Origin of the sequence: Streptomyces regalis (assembly GCF_001509475.1) — a bacterium.
GTDB classification, from domain to species: Bacteria; Actinomycetota; Actinomycetes; order Streptomycetales; family Streptomycetaceae; genus Streptomyces; species Streptomyces regalis.
Genome location: NZ_LLZG01000265.1, coordinates 13,918 through 30,405 on the forward strand (window position 1 = coordinate 13,918; position 16,488 = coordinate 30,405).

Sequence of the window (16,488 nt, forward strand, 5' to 3'; positions counted from 1 at the left end):
CCGGTGCTGGGTAAGCGCCGGGGGCCTTGACGTCCCCAGGGGCGCGGGGCTGTGTCGATATGCGGCTCCGCCGCGTGGGCGCGACCAGCCACAACGCACCCGCACCCGCCGGACAACACCACGCACCCCACTCCTTGGGCGCACTGTCAGTCCCCCTCCGTAGACTGGCCCCGTGAGCGACCAGAACGAGCCCGACCCCCTCGACCCCTTCGAAGAGATCATCGCGGCCGAGACCGACCGCGACCCCGACCTCGCGGTCATCGAGGCCGGCAGCCGCACCCTGCGCACCCAGGGCGGCCCGCCCAGCGCAGACGTGCCCGCGCGCCCCGAAGACCCCGAGGTCGACAAGGCGCTGCGCGAGGTCGAGGCGGAACTCGCCACCCGCTGGGGCGAGACCAAGCTGGAGCCGTCCGTCACCCGGATCGCCGCGCTCATGGACCTGTTGGGCGAGCCGCAGCGGTCGTACCCCTCGATCCACATCACCGGCACCAACGGCAAGACGTCGACCGCCCGCATGATCGAGGCCCTCCTCGGCGCCTTCGAGCTGCGCACGGGGCGTTACACCTCGCCGCACGTCCAGTCGATCACCGAGCGGATCAGCCTGGACGGCGCCGCGATCTCCGCCGAGCGCTTTATCGAGACGTACCACGACATCAAGCCGTACATCGAGATGGTCGACGCCTCGCAGGAGTACCGCCTGTCCTTCTTCGAGGTGCTCACGGGCATGGCGTACGCCGCCTTCGCCGACGCGCCCGTCGATGTCGCCGTCGTGGAAGTGGGGATGGGCGGGTCCTGGGATGCGACGAATGTCATTGACGGTGATGTCGCCGTCGTGACGCCCATAGACCTCGACCACACCGACCGCCTCGGTGCCACTCCGGGCGAGATCGCGGGCGAGAAGGCCGGCATCATCAAGCAGGACGCCACCGTGATCATGGCCCAGCAGCCGGTGGACGCGGCGCAGGTGCTGCTGAAGAAGGCCGTGGAGGTCGACGCGACCGTGGCCCGGGAGGGGCTCGAGTTCGGGGTGGTGTCGCGGCAGGTCGCCGTCGGCGGGCAGTTGGCCACCCTGCGTGGGCTGGGCGGTGAGTACCCCGAGGTGTATCTGCCGTTGCACGGCGCGCACCAGGCGCACAACGCCGCCGTCGCCCTCGCCGCCGTGGAGGCGTTCTTCGGTGTCGGCGCCGCTCGGGCCGAGCCGCTCGACATCGACACCGTCCGCAAGGCCTTCGCCGCCGTCGCCTCGCCGGGGCGGATGGAGGTCGTACGGCGCTCGCCCACCGTCGTGCTCGACGCGGCCCACAACCCGGCCGGTGCGCGCGTCACCGCCGAAGCGGTCGGGGAGGCCTTCGACTTCAGTCGGCTGATCGGGGTCGTGGGCGCGAGCGGCGACAAGAACGTGCGCGGGCTGCTGGAGGCCTTCGAGCCGATCTTCGCCGAGGTCGTCGTCACGCAGAACTCCTCGCACCGTGCGATGGACGCCGACGAACTCGCCGCCATCGCCGTCGAGGTGTTCGGCGACGAGCGCGTGCAGGTCGAGCCGCGGCTGCCGGACGCCCTGGAGGCCGCGATCACGCTGGCCGAGGAAGAGGGCGAGTTCGCGGGCGGCGGTGTGCTCGTCACCGGGTCCGTCATCACGGTCGGCGAGGCCCGGCTGCTGCTGGGGAAGGGCTGAGTCCGGAAGATGCGTACGCTCTGTTCCTCGACCCTGATCGGCGAGTTCTTCGTCATCGGTTTCGCCGGTCTGGTCGCCATGAAGGATCCCGACCTGTCCATGTCGACGGTGTGGACGGTCAGCGGCATTGCGATGTTCCTGTGCGTGCTGCTGTGCGGCCTGGTGACCCGCCCCGGCGGCGTGGCCCTCGGCTGGGCTCTGCAGATCGCCCTGATCGCCTCCGGCTTCATCGTCCCGACGATGTTCATCCTGGGCGTGATCTTCGCGGCGCTGTGGTGGGCGTCGGTGCACTTCGGCAGGAAGGTCGACGAGGCGAAGGCGCGATTCGCGGCGCAGGGTGACAAAACCAGCCCGTCCGGCGCTTGAGCACAAGAGAGCTCCAGGGACGGCACTCGCTCAAGCTGACACTCCGTAACGGACGCCCAGCTCAGCCCTGTAACCTCATCCCACCGCACTACCGGCAGTAAGAAGGAGCCCTCCCGTGACCCAGCGCACCCTCGTCCTCCTCAAGCCCGACGCCGTCCGTCGAGGCCTGACCGGCGAGATCATCAGCCGTATCGAGCGCAAGGCCGGCTGGCAGATCACCGCGCTGGAGCTGCGCACGCTGGACCAGGAGACGCTGGAGCAGCACTACGGCGAGCACAAGGGCAAGCCCTTCTACGAGCCGCTGGTGGAGTTCATGGCCTCGGGCCCGGTCGTCGCCCTGATCGTCGAGGGTGAGCGGGTCATCGAGGGGCTGCGCCAGCTCGCCGGACCGACCGACCCGATCGCCGCCGCGCCGGGCTCCATCCGCGGTGACTACGGTGTGATCGTCCGCGAGAACCTCATCCACGCCTCCGACTCCGAGGAGTCCGCCGAGCGCGAGGTGAAGATCTTCTTTCCGGGCCGCGCGTAGCGTCTGCGGCGGCTGAAAGGGTGTGGGGACCGAAGTCTCCACACCCGAGTGCATATGCGCGGCGATCGAGGGAACGAGTGCCCCCGATGGCCCGTCTCCACAAGCGGGACGACTCGCCATCTGCTGACAATGGCGAAGACCCTCCCGCAGTGTTCGCGAAGGCGCGTCTACGATAGAAGCCTTCACGTCACAGCACCCACTTCGCCGACCTGAAAAGCCATCAAAAGCTCCCAGGAAGGCCAGACGAATCCTGATGGGGAACTCAATGTCGTTCATCGGCCGTGACATGGCTGTCGACCTCGGGACCGCCAACACGCTGGTGTACGTCAGGGGTCGCGGGATCGTACTCAACGAGCCGTCCGTCGTCGCGATCAACACCAACACCGGTGGAATCCTCGCGGTCGGTGCCGAAGCGAAGAAGATGATCGGGCGCACGCCCGGCAACATCGTTGCCGTACGTCCGCTGAAGGACGGTGTGATCGCCGACTTCGAGATCACCGAGCGGATGCTCCGCTACTTCATCCTGAAGATCCACAAGCGGCGGTATCTGGCTCGTCCGCGGGTCGTCGTCTGTGTGCCCTCGGGGATCACGGGCGTCGAGCGCCGCGCCGTCATCGAGGCGTCGTCCCAGGCCGGCGCCCGCCAGGTGCACATCATCGAGGAGCCGATGGCCGCGGCCATCGGCTCCGGCCTGCCGGTCCACGAGGCCACGGGCAACATGGTGGTCGACATCGGCGGCGGCACCACGGAGGTCGCGGTCATCTCCCTCGGCGGCATCGTCACCGCCCAGTCCATCCGCGTCGCCGGCGACGAACTGGACAACGCGATCATCCAGCACATCAAGAAGGAGTACTCCCTCCTGTTGGGTGAGCGGACGGCCGAGCAGATCAAGATCACGGTCGGTTCGGCGTACGACCTCGACTCCGACGAGCACACCGAAATCCGCGGCCGGGATCTCGTCTCCGGGCTGCCGAAGACCGTCGTCATCTCCGCGGCGGAAGTACGCAAGGCGATCGAGGAGCCGGTCAACGCGATCGTCGACGCCGTGAAGACGACCCTCGACAAGTGCCCGCCGGAGCTGTCCGGCGACATCATGGACCGAGGAATCGTTCTGACCGGCGGCGGCGCCCTGCTGCGCGGCCTCGACGAGCGCCTGCGCCGCGAGACCGGCATGCCGATCCACATCGCCGAGGACCCGCTGGACAGCGTGGCGCTCGGCTCCGGCAAGTGCGTCGAGGAGTTCGAGGCGTTGCAGCAGGTGCTGGACGCCCAGCCGCGCAGATGACGTAACTCTTCGATTCCGCCGTACGGGATGATCTCCTCTCGTACGGCGGATCGTTGATATGGAGGCATAAGCTCCCCGAAGAGCCTCGAAACCTCCGCATACAAGCTCTGCATACAACCTCTGCAGACAAGCTCCGCAGACAAACTCCGTATACAGAACCCTTCGGGTTTCCCGGGGGTTTCCGCAATTCCTATGAGGAAGGGCACGGCCGCCGCACGTGAGGGACACACGAGAGAGCCGGCTGCTCCTGGTGCTGCTGGTCGCCATCGCGTTCGCGCTGATCACGGTGGACATCCGCGGCGGTGAGGATTCCCCTGTCGACGGCGCCAGGTCCGCCGCCGCCACGGTTTTCGGCCCGATCGAGAACGGCGTGTCCGCGGCGGTCGACCCGGTCGGCAACGCGGTCGCCGCGGTCCGCGACTCCGGCGAGCGCCACGACCGGCTCGCCCGGCTGGAGCAGGAGAACGCCGCCCTCAAGGCGAAGCTCGGCAGCGACGACCGCGACCGCAGCCGGCTGCGGCAGCTGGACAAGATGCTGAAGATCGCGGGCCAGGGCCAGTACGGCATCAAGGGCGCCGAGGTCATCGCCATAGGAGCGGCCCAGGGCTTCTCCTGGACGATCACCATCGACGCCGGAGCGAACGACGGCATCAAGCGGGACATGACGGTCCTGAACGGGGACGGGCTGGTCGGGCGGGTCACCACCGTGGGCCCGAACACCGCGACCGTGCTCCTCGCCAACGACCCCGACTTCACCGTCGGCACCCGCATGGAGGCCAGCGACGAGCTCGGCTTCGCCTCCGGCCAGGGCGACCGACCGCTGCGGGTCGAACTCCTCAACGGCAAGGCCGAGGTGAAGAAGGGCGACCGCCTCGTCACCTTCGGCTCCCAGGCCGACAAGCCCTTCGTGCCCGGCGTCCCGGTCGGCGTCGTCGCCCGGGTCGACCCGTCCGGCGGCAACCTGACCCGCACCCTGTACGTCACGCCGTACGTCGCCTTCAGCAAGCTCGACATCGTCGGCGTCGTCGTCCAGGCCCCCGCGAAGGACCCACGCGACACGGTGCTCCCCGACAAGCCCGAGCCGACCCCCACGCCTACCGTGACGGTGACCGTCACGCCGTCCGGCGCGCCCCCGGCCGACGGCCAGTACCAGTACGAGCAAGAGCAGTAGGAGCTGAAGCCACATGCGCGTCAACCGGATCCTGCTCTCCTCCGCCCTGGTCGTCGTCGCCCTGGTGGTCCAGGTGAGCGTCCTCGCCCGCCTCCACCTCCCGGGCGCCGTCCCCGACCTGCTGCTCCTCACCGTCCTGGGCCTCGCCATGGTCTACGGCCATGTCGGCGGCGCCCTCGTCGGCTTCGGCGCCGGCCTGCTCGCCGACCTCGCCCCGCCCGCCGACCACGCCGCCGGCCGCTATGCGCTGGTGCTGTGCGTGATCGGCTACCTCGCCGGCCTGGTCAAGCCGGAGAGCGGCCGGCTCAAGTCGGCCACCGGGCCGATGGCGGTCGTGGTCGTCGCCGCGATCGGATCGACCTTGCTGTACGCCCTCGTCGGCGCCCTCGTCGGTGACACCGCCGCCCGCCATGTCGGGCTCGGCAGCCTGCTGTTCACGGCCGCGCTGTACGACCTGCTGCTGGCGCCGTTCGTGGTGCCCGGCATCATGGCACTGGCCCGGCGCGCCGAGAACGACCCGCTCGCCGAGACCAACTCCCAGGCGAAGAAGCCCAGCATCTCCTCCGGCTGGCTCTCCGGCGGCACCGGCCTGCGCATCGGCGGCCAGCGCGGCGGCCTTGGCGGGGTGAAGAGCGGACTGAAGGTGAAGGCCGGGAAGGCGCGGACGGCGCGCGCCGGGCGCATCAAGGGGGTCAAGCGGCTGTGAGGGCAGCGGAGTTCACCGGAACGAGTGAGCCCAGGTGGAACCCGGCCCCGCGGGCCCTACGTTCCTCACTCGTACACACACAGTCGTATCCGCACCGGCACTCGCACTGAGAGGGGGAGGCAGCCGCAGTGACCAACATCCCCGAGACCGGCCGGACGCCACGCGTCCAGATCCGGCTCGTCGTCATCCAAGTCCTCGTCCTCTCCCTCCTCGGCACCCTCGGCGGGCGCCTGTGGTACCTGCAGATCCGCGAGGGCGACGCCTACGCCAAGGAGGCGTCCGGCAACCACGTCCAGCAGGTCGTCCAGCCCGCCGTCCGCGGCTCGATCCTGGACGCGCGCGGCGTGCCGCTCGCCGACAACGAGACACGGCTCGTGGTCTCCGCCTCCCGCACCGACCTGCTGAAGATGGAGGACGACGGCAAGGCCGTCCTCACCAAGCTGGCCGGTGTGCTGGGCATGACGCCCAAGGAGGTCATGGGGAAGGTCCGGCTCTGCGACGCCGAGACACCGCAGCCGTGCTGGAACGGCTCGCCGTACCAGCCGATCCCCATCACCGACGAGGCCACGCCCAAGCAGGCCCTGCAGATCCGTGAGCGTGCCGAGGACTTCCCCGGTATCACCGCCGAGCCGCAGGCCCTGCGCCGCTACCCGAGCCCCGGCGAGGCCAACACCGCCCAGGTCCTCGGCTATCTCTCCCCGGTCACCGACGAGGAACTCCAGCAGGCCAAGGACACCGACTCGCCCTACCTGCGCTCCGACCAGGTCGGCCGCTCGGGCCTGGAGCGCGAGTACGACAAGGAGCTGCGCGGCAAGGCCGGCGTCACCCGCTACGAGGTCGACAACCTCGGCCGGGTCATCGGCCAGGCCGAGGCCGATGCCGCGCAGGCCGGCTCCAACCTCGTCACGAGCATCGACGCCCGCGTGCAGCGGGTTGCCGAGTACGAGCTGAACGACGCGATGAAGAAGGCCCGCGACGCGTGGGACCGCAACACGGGCGAGAAGTACAAGGCCGACTCGGGCGCTGTCGTCGTGATGGAGGCCAAGACCGGCCGCATCGTCGCCATGGCGTCCAACCCGACCTACGACCCGAACGCCTGGGTGGGCGGCATCTCCGCCAAGGACTACAAGAAGCTCACCGGCAAAGCCTCCAACTACCCGCTGCTCAACCGCGCGATCCAGGGCCAGTCGGCGCCCGGCTCCATCTTCAAGGTCGTCCCCACGGCCGCCGCGGTCAACGCGGGCTACTCCTTCGACGGCCCGTACCAATGCTCCAGCTCGTACTCGATCGGCGGCCAGGTCTTCAAGAACTTCGAGTCCAAGGGGTACGGCCCGATCAGCCTCGGCCGCGCCCTGGAGGTCTCCTGCGACACCGTCTTCTACCGCCTCTCGCACGAGGAGTGGAAGCGTGACGGCGGCACCAAGCCGAAGAAGAATGCGGGCGACTGGTTCTACAAGACTGCCCACCAGTTCGGCCTCGGCGCGGAGACCGGCATCGACCTCCCCAACGAGGTCACCGGCCGCATCCCCGACCGCCAGTGGAAGCAGGACTACTGGAAGGCCAACAAGGACGCCTGGTGCAAGTACGGCAAGAAGGGCGGCTCGTACGCCGAGCAGATCGCCTACGAGAACTGCCTCGAAGGCAACCGGATGCGCGCCGGTGACTCCGTCAACTACTCCATCGGACAGGGCGACACCCTCGTCACCCCCATCCAGATGGCCACCATCTACGGAGCCATCTCCAACGGCGGCACCCTGTACGACCCCACCGTCGGCAAGGCGATCGTCAGCGCCGACGGCAAGACCGTCCAGGAGATCGCGCCCAAGTCGCACGGCAGGCTGCCCATAAGCCGGCAGACGCTGGCCGCGATGGACGACGCTCTCGCCGGCGTCGCCACCCGCGGTACCGCCGCCTGGCGGTTCGCCGATGTCGGCTGGCCGCAGGACAAGATCCCGATGCACGCCAAGACCGGTACCGCGGAGGTCTACGGCAAGCAGACGACCTCGTGGTTCGCGACGTACACCAAGGACTACACGGTCGTCATGACGATCTCCCAGGGTGGTACGGGTTCCGGAGCGTCGGGTCCGGCCGTGCGCAACATCTACGACGCGCTGTACGGCGTCTCCGACGACGGCACGATCAACAAGAAGAACGCGCTGCTGCCGACGCCGCAGAAGAGCCTGCCGAAGGTCCGGACGGACGGGACCATCACCTCGCCCAAGGTCGGCAAGGACCCGGCGAAGGAGCAGCGGGCCAGCCAGGAGAACAAGGCCGCGCCGGACGAGCAGCAGCTCGCCGGGACGGTCGCGACGCCGACGGCCGAGAACCGGGACACCCGGCGCAGGCGAGGCAGGAGCCGCAGGCGGGGAAGCCGGAGGGTGCTCACATGACCGGCGTCAACAGCTTCCAGGTCTCCGGGTACGGGCCCGAACGGGCGGGCTGGACCCGCCTGTTCGCCCGCGACTCGCTCGCCCGAAGGCTCGACTGGCCGATACTGCTGGCGGCGTTGGCCCTGTCGCTCCTCGGCACACTCCTCGTCTACTCGGCGACCCGTAACCGCACCGAGCTCAACCAGGGCGACCCGTACTACTTCCTGGTCCGGCATCTGCTGAACACCGGCATCGGCCTCGTCCTGATGGTCGGCACGGTCTGGCTGGGGCACCGCACCCTGCGCACGGCGGTGCCGATCCTGTACGGCCTGTCGGTCTTCCTGATCCTGCTGGTGCTCACCCCGCTCGGCTCCACGATCAACGGCGCCCACTCCTGGATCAAGCTCCCCGGCGGCTTCTCCCTGCAGCCCTCGGAGTTCGTGAAGGTCACGATCATCCTGGGCATGGCGATGCTGCTGGCGACGAGAGTGGACGCGGGGGACAGGCAGTACCCGGACCACCGCACGGTGGTGCAGGCGCTGGGCCTGGCCGCCGTACCGATGCTGATCGTGATGCTCATGCCCGACCTCGGGTCGGTCATGGTGATGGTGGTGATCGTGCTGGGCGTGCTGCTCGCGTCCGGGGCCTCCAATCGATGGGTCTTCGGGCTGATCGGCGCGGGGACGATGGGCGCCATCGCGGTCTGGCAGCTGGGCGTTCTGGACGACTACCAGATCGCCCGTTTCGCGGCCTTCGCGAACCCCAGCCTCGACCCCGCGGGCGTCGGCTACAACACCAACCAGGCGCGCATCGCGATCGGTTCGGGCGGGCTGACGGGCTCCGGGCTGTTCCACGGTTCGCAGACGACCGGCCAGTTCGTGCCGGAGCAGCAGACCGACTTCGTCTTCACGGTGGCGGGGGAGGAGTTGGGCTTCGTCGGCGGCGGGCTGATCATCCTGCTCCTCGGCGTGATCCTGTGGCGGGCCTGCCGTATCGCGCGCGAGACGACCGAGCTGTACGGGACGATCGTCGCGGCGGGGATCGTGGCGTGGTTCGCCTTCCAGGCGTTCGAGAACATCGGGATGACCCTGGGGATCATGCCGGTGACCGGTCTGCCGCTGCCGTTCGTGTCGTACGGAGGCTCGTCGATGTTCGCGGTGTGGGTGGCGGTGGGGTTGCTGCAGTCGATCCGGGTGCAGCGTCCGATGTCTGCGTAGGCCTCCGGCGGTGGGGCCGGTTGGGCGGTGATCGTTGGCCGGGTGGCCGTCCCTGGGGGCTGCCGCCCCTGGCCGCCCCCGGGCTGAGTCGGTTCACCTGGGGTTCATGGCCAGTAGGCCCTGTCGTCCCGTCGTGAGTCCTACTAGATTCAGGTCATGGCGGACACAAAGCGCGAGATCGAGCGGAAGTACGAATCCGACCACAGCGGCCTGCCCGACCTGACCGGTGTCGCCGGCGTCGAGACCGTCGTCGACAAGGGTGTGGCCCACCTGGACGCCACCTATTACGACACCGTGGACGAACGCCTCACCGCGTCCTCGATCACCCTGCGCCGCCGCACCGGCGGATCGGACGCGGGCTGGCACCTGAAGTTCCCCGTCTCCGAGGGCGTCCGGGACGAGATCCGCGCTCCGCTCTCCGACACCCTCCCCGACGAGCTCGCCGCTCTGATCCGCTCCCGGGTCCGGGACGTCGAACTGCTGCCCGTGGTCCGGCTCCGCTCGGACCGTGACGTGCGCGACCTCCTCGACGCGCAGGGACGGCTGCTGGCGGAGGTCAGCGTGGACGCCGTGCACGCCGAGCGGCTCAGTGGCGGCGTCGGGGACGCCCAGTGGACCGAGATCGAGGTGGAGCTCGCCGACGGCGGTGACCCGGCCTTCCTCGACAAGGTGGAGAAGCGGCTGCGCAAGGCGGGCGTACGGCCGTCCGCGTCCTCCTCGAAGCTGGCCCGCGCCCTTGCGGAGACCGCGCCCGAGAAGAAGCGTTCCCCCGCCTCGCTCGACGCCCCAGTGACCGCCGGCGACCACGTGCTCGCGTACGTCCGTGCCCAGCGGGACGCGATCGTCGAGCTCGACCCGGCCGTACGCCAGGACGTCGAGGACTCCGTGCACAGCATGCGCGTCGCCACCCGCCGGATGCGCGGCACCTTCAAGTCGTTCGGCAAGGTTCTGGACCGGGCCGTCACCGACCCGATCGGCGACGAGCTGAAGTGGCTGGCCGGCGAGCTGGGCGTGGACCGGGACCGCGAGGTGCTGACGGAGCGCCTGAGGGCTGCCCTCGACGAGGTGCCTGCCACCCTGGTCTCCGGCCCGATCGCGGAGCGCCTGGACATCTGGGCGAGCGCCGAGCACGGCGGGGCCCGCGGCAAGCTGATCGGCGTCCTGGACTCCCGGCGCTACCTCGCCCTGCTCGACACCCTGGACGCGCTGATCGCGGACCCGCCGCTGCTGAAGGCGGCCGGGAAGGAGCCCCGCAAGGTGATCGCCAAGGCCGTGCAGAAGGACTTCCGGAAGGTCTCCGGGCTCGTCGGGCAGGCGCTGGAGCTGGACCCCGGCACCGACCGGGACGTCGCGATCCACGAGGCCCGCAAGAAGACCAAGCGCACCCGCTACGCGGCCGAGGCGGCCGAGCCGGTCCTCGGCAAGCCCGCCAAGACCATGGTCAAGTCCATGAAGGCCCTGCAGAACCTGCTCGGGGAGCACCAGGACAGCGTGATGGCCCGGCAGACCCTGCGCGAGTTGTCCGCGGTCGCCCACGCGGCGGGGGAGAGCGCCTTCACGTACGGGCTGCTCTACGGGCGTGAGGAGCAGCGGGCGGGGGCCGTGGAGGCCGAGCTGCCCGGGTTCTGGGACGGGATCAAGGACGGGGCGGACGCCCTCTGACCTTCCGGACGGACGGGGGGTGGTCGCGGTCGCGTTACGCTAGATGGTCACCCCTGTCAGTTCAGTCCAGCTCACGAAGGTTCGCGAGATGCCTGCCGAAGTCGCTGCGTCGGTTTTCCCGCAGCTCGAAGCTCTGCTCCCGCATGTGCAGAAGCCGATCCAGTACGTCGGCGGAGAGCTCAACTCCACGGTCAAGCCGTGGGAGTCCTGTGACGTCCGCTGGGCGCTCATGTACCCCGACGCCTACGAGGTCGGGCTGCCCAACCAGGGCGTCATGATCCTCTACGAGGTCCTGAACGAGCAGGAGGGCGTCCTCGCCGAGCGCACGTACAGCGTGTGGCCGGACCTGGAAGCGCTGATGCGCGAGCAGGGCGTCCCACAGTTCACGGTGGACAGCCATCGGCCGGTACGCGCCTTCGACGTGTTCGGCCTGTCCTTCTCCACCGAACTGGGCTACACGAACATGCTGACGGCCCTGGACCTGGCGGGCATCCCGCTGGAGTCGAAGGACCGCACGATCGACGACCCGATCGTGCTGGCCGGCGGCCATGCGGCCTTCAACCCCGAGCCGATCGCGGACTTCATCGACGCGGCGATCATCGGCGACGGCGAGCAGGCCGTGCTGGACATGACGAAGATCATCCGCGAGTGGAAGGCGGAGGGACAACCGGGCGGCCGCGAGGAGGTCCTCTTCCGCCTCGCGAGGACCGGCTCGGTGTACATCCCGGCGTTCTACGACGTCGAGTACCTCTCCGACGGCCGTATCGCCCGCGTCGTACCGAACAAGTCGGGTGTCCCGTGGCGCGTGTCCAAGCACACGGTCATGGATCTGGACGAGTGGCCGTACCCCAAGCAGCCGCTGGTCCCGCTGGCGGAGACGGTCCACGAGCGCATGTCGGTGGAGATCTTCCGCGGCTGCACGCGCGGCTGCCGCTTCTGCCAGGCGGGCATGATCACGCGCCCGGTGCGCGAGCGCTCGATCACCGGCATCGGCGACATGGTCGAGAAGGGCCTGAAGGCGACCGGCTTCGAAGAGGTCGGCCTCCTGTCCCTCTCGTCGGCGGACCACAGCGAGATCGGCGACATCGCGAAGGGCCTGGCGGACCGGTACGAGGAGGACAAGATCGGCCTGTCCCTCCCCTCCACCCGCGTCGACGCGTTCAACGTGGACCTGGCGAACGAGCTGACGCGCAACGGCCGCCGCTCCGGCCTGACCTTCGCCCCCGAGGGCGGCTCGGAGCGCATGCGCAAGGTCATCAACAAGATGGTCTCGGAAGAGGACCTGATCCGGACGGTCGCGACGGCGTACGGCAACGGCTGGCGCCAGGTGAAGCTGTACTTCATGTGCGGCCTGCCGACGGAGACCGACGACGACGTCCTGCAGATCGCGGACATGGCGATGAACGTGATCGCCAAGGGCCGTGAGGTCTCGAGGTCCAACGACATCCGCTGCACGGTCTCGATCGGCGGCTTCGTCCCCAAGCCCCACACGCCGTTCCAGTGGGCGCCGCAGCTGAGCGCGGAGGAGACGGACGCCCGCCTCGAGAAACTCCGTGACAAGATCCGCGGCGACAAGAAGTACGGCCGCTCGATCGGCTTCCGCTACCACGACGGCAAGCCCGGCATCGTCGAGGGCCTGCTGTCGAGGGGCGACCGCCGCATCGGCTCGGTCATCCGCGCGGTCTACGAGGACGGCGGCCGCTTCGACGGCTGGCGCGAGCACTTCTCCTACGACCGCTGGATGAGTTGCGCCGACAAGGCGCTGGCCCCCTTCGGCGTCGACGTCGACTGGTACACGACGCGCGAGCGCACCTACGAGGAGGTCCTGCCCTGGGACCACCTCGACTCCGGCCTCGACAAGGACTGGCTCTGGGAGGACTGGCAGGACGCCCTCGACGAGACCGAGGTGGAGGACTGCCGGTGGACGCCTTGCTTCGACTGTGGGGTGTGTCCGCAGATGGATACGGCTATACAAATCGGCCCCACCGGCAAGAAGCTGCTCCCGCTCACGGTCAAGAAGTAGCCGTGACCAGCGGCGACGCCATCCAGCGGATGGCTGAGGCGCTTGCCGACATCCCCGAAGCGGACCGCGCCGAAGCCCTGCGAGGGCTCGGTGCGAAGGAGCGCGAGCAGGCTCCCCGTCCCGCGCGGCGCACGCCGCTCCCCGCCCCTCGGCGGGACCCGGGCATCGTTTCGGCGGTCGAGTGGGTGTAGGGCGTAGAGAGGCGTTCGGACGACCTGTCCGGGCGCCTCTCGGCGTTCCCAGGGGCCCGGTTTATGCGACAACGCGCATAGTCGCGTTTCCGCATAGACGGCGTACCGGCCTCGCTCGTACGGTCGTGGCGACCGGCCCGCAAAGGGCTCGTACGAGGGGGGTTCGGCATGGCGCGCGAAGAACTCACACGGCTCACCGGCAACACCAACGGCGGCAACTGCGGACAGGGCGACTGCCCGAACGTCTACCGCACCGCCTCCGGCTCGTTTGTCGTGCAGGGCGACGTGTCCACCGCCTTCACCCCACCCGCCGGGGAAGGGCTCGTGGAGATCCCCGAGGAAGTTCTGAGGGAGGCCGTCCGTGCTCTTGGATGGTGAAGCCTGGGCGGACAAGTTCAAGAGGTTCCAGACCGAAGCCTGGCGGCTGGAGACCCTGCCGCAGTACCTCGTACCGCAGGAAGCGGAAGAGTTCGCCGCCTTCAAGGCGGGGGCCCGCTTCCCGGGCCCGTACGAGGACGCGTGGATGGCCATGGTCCGCACCCGCAGTGTGGGCCGCGTCCACATCGTCACGCGGCCCCTCACGGACTACCTACGGTTCGAGTTCGAGCGGTACTACCAGCACCAGGCCCCGGCAGGGGAAGACATCCGCATCCTCGACATCACCGACCGGCCGAACCCGCTCCCCGACGTCCAGGACTTCTGGATGTTCGACCGCTCGACGGTCGTGCTCATGCACTACCACCCGGACGGCAGGCAGATCAGCCGTGAACGGTACGAGGGCGACCCCGCTCCGTTCATCGAGTACCAGCGGATCGCCGTAGAGGCGTCCGTGCCCTTCCTGGAGTACATCCGTACGTGAGTGTCGAACCCGAGGATCTGGGCCAGTCAGGCGATGAACTGGCGGCTCTGCTGAAGGCCGTACGCAAGCGGTCCGGGCTCACCGGAACCCGGATCGCTGCCCGCTGCACCATGTCCCAGTCCAAGATCAGCCGTATCGAGAACGGCAAGGTCCGCCCGTCCCTGCTGGACGTGGAGCAGTTCCTCCGTGCCTGCGACGCGCCTCCGGCGCTCGTCGCGCAGGTCATGGCGCTGGCCAGGTTGGCGAACACGGAGTGGCAGGGCGCCCGGGGTATGCGCCGCAAGGGCCTGGACAAGAAGCAGCTTGAGCTCGCCGGCCTCGACGCGTCCTCGACCGAGTTCCGGTTCTTCCTGCTCTCGATGATCACGGGACTTCTCTCGACTCCCGAGTACATCCGGGCCAGCCTGGCCCACATCCCCGGTGATCATTCCAAGACGGTTGCCAAGAAGCTGGAGCGGCAACAGGTCCTCTACGACCGCTCGAAGCGGTTCACGTTCCTCCTCACCGAGCAGGCCGTCCGCTGGCCCCTGGTCGGCCCCGACGCCCTCGCGGTCCAGACCGACCACCTGGCCTCGCTCACGCACCTCCCGAACGTCCGCCTCGGCGTCATCCCCATGACGGCGCCGACCGGCCCGGCGCCGCTCAACACGTTCACGATCTACGACGACCGCCTAGCCACCGTGGAACTGTCGTCAGGGGTCATGGTCTTCCGCGATCCCCGGGACGTGATGGGCCACCTCGAAGAGTTTGGGCACCTGGAGGCGCGGGCCATGTTCGGCCAGGAGGCACGCACCTTCCTGGGGGAGTGTGCTGACGCCCTCCGGTGATCTTTAGTCCGGGACGCGCATGATCCGCCTACAGCGCCGCCGGCCCGTGAAGGATTCCGCACTGAACGCCAGGCGACAGCGAAAGGTGCGGACATGGCCACGGCACTGGACCGGGTGACGGAGGAGTACGGGACCTACGCCCCGAAGGGCTCGACCTGTCTCGTCTGCAAGCAGGAGATCAAGCGGTCGGAGCGCGTCCGGCGCGGCTACCTGCGCCCCGAGGGCGAAGGTTCGAACGACATGACAGCGGTCTACCACCACAGCCCGAAGTGCCCGGCCTGATGGTCACGCGAAAAGACATCGGGCACCTCGTCCAGGACGGGCACGGTCGTACCGGAGTACTGACGGACGTGATCCCGGACTATGAGGACGCCGCCAAGATGCCCGCCGATCGCAGGAAGCAGCGTATGGCGTTCGTACGCCCCAAGGGCGGCGGCGTGGAGTGGCTGGTTCTCCCGAACGACGTCAGCCGCTTACAGCCCTGAGACTCCCGCCCCCACCGTACGGACACCGACACGCGCGGCGGGGGCGGGGCACCAGCACACCCAAGCGAAGGGACATCTGTGCCGGCCGCTCGTTGCGGCCGTCAGACGGCGTCGTGCATCTGCGTACGACAACGGCCCCCGACGTAGAGCCAGGGCTTGCCTGAACTCCTGCTTCAGGCGCTCTCTCCGAGGTGCCGGTACAGCGTGGCTCGGGAGATCCCGAGGGCCTTGGCGATGGCGCTGACGCTCTCCCCCTTGGCCTGCCTGGCGCGAGCCACGGTGAGTACGTCCTCGTCCACCACAGATGGCCGGCCGCCGGTCCGGCCTTGTGCCTTGGCCGCGTCCAGTCCGGCCCGCGTGCGCTCCTTGATGAGTGACCGCTCGAACTCCGCCATGGCCGCGATGATCTGGAAGAACAGGCGGCCGTCGGCCGACGTTGTGTCGACGGCGGAGAGCGCACCGTCGAGCACGCGGAAACCTATGCCGCGCTCGCGCAGGCCGTCGACGATGGACACGAGGTCGATGAGCGACCGGCCGAGACGGTCCAGCTTCCACACGCACAGGACGTCGCCCGGTCGGGCGTAGTCCAGTGCGGCCGTCAGTTCCGGCCGGTTGGTGTTCTTGCCGCTGGCCTTGTCCTCGAAGATGCGGGCGCATCCTGCAGCAGTCAGCGCGTTGCGCTGAAGCTGCGCTTCCTGGTCGTCGGTGGAGACGCGAGCGTACCCGATGAGCTGGCCAGTGATCGTGTTCGTCGTCACGACACAGACTGTCTCAGAACTCGTCTCAAAAGATCAAGTTCGAGGTGGAGGTTTCGAGACGGGTTTTGAACAGGGCTGCGCCCCCGTGAGGGGGGCTCTGCCTGTCATCTCACAAACCTTGGTTTCTGAGATGCTCCTCTGCGGGGGATGGGTGGCGGACCGCTCTCGGGACAGGGCTCAGAGTGGGACGAGACCTTTCTCGGTCGAAGCCTGGAAGGGCCGCGCAGAAGCGTCGGTAGGATGTGCCGACTTTGAGGGGTGTCGGTGAAGGGTGTGGGCGTGTTCTGTACCGGATGCGGGCGTGCTGGCATGCCCGATGAAAGCTACTGTGCTCAGTGCGGTAGGCCCTACAACCGCTCGCGTAC

17 protein-coding genes are annotated in these 16,488 nt (G+C 68.7%); 16 read left to right on the plus strand and 1 reads right to left on the minus strand.

Going from position 1 to position 16,488, the window contains the following annotated elements; genetic code table 11:
- Positions 1–172: 172 nt before the first annotated feature.
- The 16 genes from folC (at position 173) to ADL12_RS25315 (ending at position 15,365) form a co-directional block, all read left to right on the plus strand.
- Positions 173–1,675: a bifunctional tetrahydrofolate synthase/dihydrofolate synthase gene (folC, locus tag ADL12_RS25240; protein ID WP_062705436.1), complete on the plus strand. Its 1,503-nt coding sequence runs from the start codon at positions 173–175 to the stop codon at positions 1,673–1,675.
- Between the two features lie 9 nt (positions 1,676–1,684).
- On the plus strand, positions 1,685–2,041 hold the full coding sequence (locus ADL12_RS25245) for a DUF4233 domain-containing protein (protein ID WP_062705438.1): 357 nt from the start codon (positions 1,685–1,687) through the stop codon (positions 2,039–2,041).
- Positions 2,042–2,156: 115 nt separating this feature from the next.
- Entirely contained in the window at positions 2,157–2,570 is a 414-nt protein-coding gene (ndk, locus tag ADL12_RS25250) for a nucleoside-diphosphate kinase (protein ID WP_004001296.1), read from the plus strand.
- A gap of 265 nt (positions 2,571–2,835) precedes the next feature.
- Positions 2,836–3,855, plus strand: coding sequence for a rod shape-determining protein (locus tag ADL12_RS25255; RefSeq protein ID WP_062705440.1), 1,020 nt, complete (start codon positions 2,836–2,838; stop codon positions 3,853–3,855).
- Positions 3,856–4,072: 217 nt separating this feature from the next.
- Positions 4,073–5,026 carry a rod shape-determining protein MreC gene (gene mreC, locus ADL12_RS25260; protein ID WP_062705442.1) on the plus strand — a complete coding sequence of 318 codons (954 nt, stop codon included), beginning with the start codon at positions 4,073–4,075 and terminating at the stop codon, positions 5,024–5,026.
- A gap of 13 nt (positions 5,027–5,039) precedes the next feature.
- Positions 5,040–5,732: a rod shape-determining protein MreD gene (mreD, locus tag ADL12_RS25265; RefSeq protein WP_062705444.1), complete on the plus strand. Its 693-nt coding sequence runs from the start codon at positions 5,040–5,042 to the stop codon at positions 5,730–5,732.
- A 128-nt stretch (positions 5,733–5,860) separates the two neighbouring features.
- Positions 5,861–8,122, plus strand: a complete 2,262-nt coding sequence (gene mrdA / locus ADL12_RS25270; RefSeq protein ID WP_062705446.1) for a penicillin-binding protein 2 — start codon at positions 5,861–5,863, stop codon at positions 8,120–8,122.
- The gene (gene rodA / locus ADL12_RS25275; protein ID WP_062705453.1) at positions 8,119–9,318 is read left to right on the plus strand and encodes a rod shape-determining protein RodA; all 1,200 of its coding nucleotides are present in this window, start codon (positions 8,119–8,121) and stop codon (positions 9,316–9,318) included. Before mrdA ends, rodA begins: the two co-directional genes overlap by 4 nt.
- Positions 9,319–9,474: 156 nt before the next feature.
- Positions 9,475–10,980, plus strand: coding sequence for a CYTH and CHAD domain-containing protein (locus tag ADL12_RS25280; protein ID WP_062705454.1), 1,506 nt, complete (start codon positions 9,475–9,477; stop codon positions 10,978–10,980).
- An 88-nt stretch (positions 10,981–11,068) separates the two neighbouring features.
- Positions 11,069–13,003 (plus strand): TIGR03960 family B12-binding radical SAM protein, encoded by a 1,935-nt coding sequence (locus ADL12_RS25285; protein WP_062705456.1) that lies wholly within the window; start codon positions 11,069–11,071, stop codon positions 13,001–13,003.
- 29 nt (positions 13,004–13,032) lie between these two features.
- Positions 13,033–13,194: a hypothetical protein gene (locus ADL12_RS25290; RefSeq protein ID WP_159053292.1), complete on the plus strand. Its 162-nt coding sequence runs from the start codon at positions 13,033–13,035 to the stop codon at positions 13,192–13,194.
- 168 nt (positions 13,195–13,362) lie between these two features.
- Complete coding sequence (locus ADL12_RS25295) at positions 13,363–13,572, plus strand: hypothetical protein (RefSeq protein WP_062705460.1); 210 nt, start codon at positions 13,363–13,365, stop codon at positions 13,570–13,572.
- Complete coding sequence (locus ADL12_RS25300) at positions 13,556–14,053, plus strand: DUF6879 family protein (RefSeq protein ID WP_062705462.1); 498 nt, start codon at positions 13,556–13,558, stop codon at positions 14,051–14,053. The genes ADL12_RS25295 and ADL12_RS25300 overlap by 17 nt, the downstream gene beginning before the upstream one ends.
- Positions 14,050–14,880: a helix-turn-helix domain-containing protein gene (locus ADL12_RS25305; protein ID WP_062705463.1), complete on the plus strand. Its 831-nt coding sequence runs from the start codon at positions 14,050–14,052 to the stop codon at positions 14,878–14,880. Before ADL12_RS25300 ends, ADL12_RS25305 begins: the two co-directional genes overlap by 4 nt.
- A gap of 93 nt (positions 14,881–14,973) precedes the next feature.
- The gene (locus tag ADL12_RS25310) at positions 14,974–15,162 is read left to right on the plus strand and encodes a hypothetical protein (RefSeq protein WP_062705465.1); all 189 of its coding nucleotides are present in this window, start codon (positions 14,974–14,976) and stop codon (positions 15,160–15,162) included.
- Complete coding sequence (locus ADL12_RS25315) at positions 15,162–15,365, plus strand: hypothetical protein (RefSeq protein ID WP_079052273.1); 204 nt, start codon at positions 15,162–15,164, stop codon at positions 15,363–15,365. Before ADL12_RS25310 ends, ADL12_RS25315 begins: the two co-directional genes overlap by 1 nt.
- A 173-nt stretch (positions 15,366–15,538) precedes the next feature.
- On the opposite strand, the gene ADL12_RS25320 is transcribed toward ADL12_RS25315, so the two are convergent.
- Positions 15,539–16,123: a recombinase family protein gene (locus ADL12_RS25320; RefSeq protein WP_062705469.1), complete on the minus strand. Its 585-nt coding sequence runs from the start codon at positions 16,121–16,123 to the stop codon at positions 15,539–15,541.
- Between the last annotated feature and the right edge of the window lie 365 nt (positions 16,124–16,488).

Coding starts and splice junctions, on each gene's coding strand:
- mreD (WP_062705444.1), top strand. CDS start 5,040: ATGCGCGTCAACCGGATCCTGCTCTCCTCCGCCCTGGTCGTCGTCGCC.
- rodA (WP_062705453.1), top strand. CDS start 8,119: ATGACCGGCGTCAACAGCTTCCAGGTCTCCGGGTACGGGCCCGAACGG.
- ADL12_RS25285 (WP_062705456.1), top strand. CDS start 11,069: ATGCCTGCCGAAGTCGCTGCGTCGGTTTTCCCGCAGCTCGAAGCTCTG.
- ADL12_RS25295 (WP_062705460.1), top strand. CDS start 13,363: ATGGCGCGCGAAGAACTCACACGGCTCACCGGCAACACCAACGGCGGC.
- ADL12_RS25315 (WP_079052273.1), top strand. CDS start 15,162: ATGGTCACGCGAAAAGACATCGGGCACCTCGTCCAGGACGGGCACGGT.
- ADL12_RS25310 (WP_062705465.1), top strand. CDS start 14,974: ATGGCCACGGCACTGGACCGGGTGACGGAGGAGTACGGGACCTACGCC.
- ADL12_RS25280 (WP_062705454.1), top strand. CDS start 9,475: ATGGCGGACACAAAGCGCGAGATCGAGCGGAAGTACGAATCCGACCAC.
- ADL12_RS25290 (WP_159053292.1), top strand. CDS start 13,033: ATGGCTGAGGCGCTTGCCGACATCCCCGAAGCGGACCGCGCCGAAGCC.
- ADL12_RS25255 (WP_062705440.1), top strand. CDS start 2,836: ATGTCGTTCATCGGCCGTGACATGGCTGTCGACCTCGGGACCGCCAAC.
- ADL12_RS25245 (WP_062705438.1), top strand. CDS start 1,685: ATGCGTACGCTCTGTTCCTCGACCCTGATCGGCGAGTTCTTCGTCATC.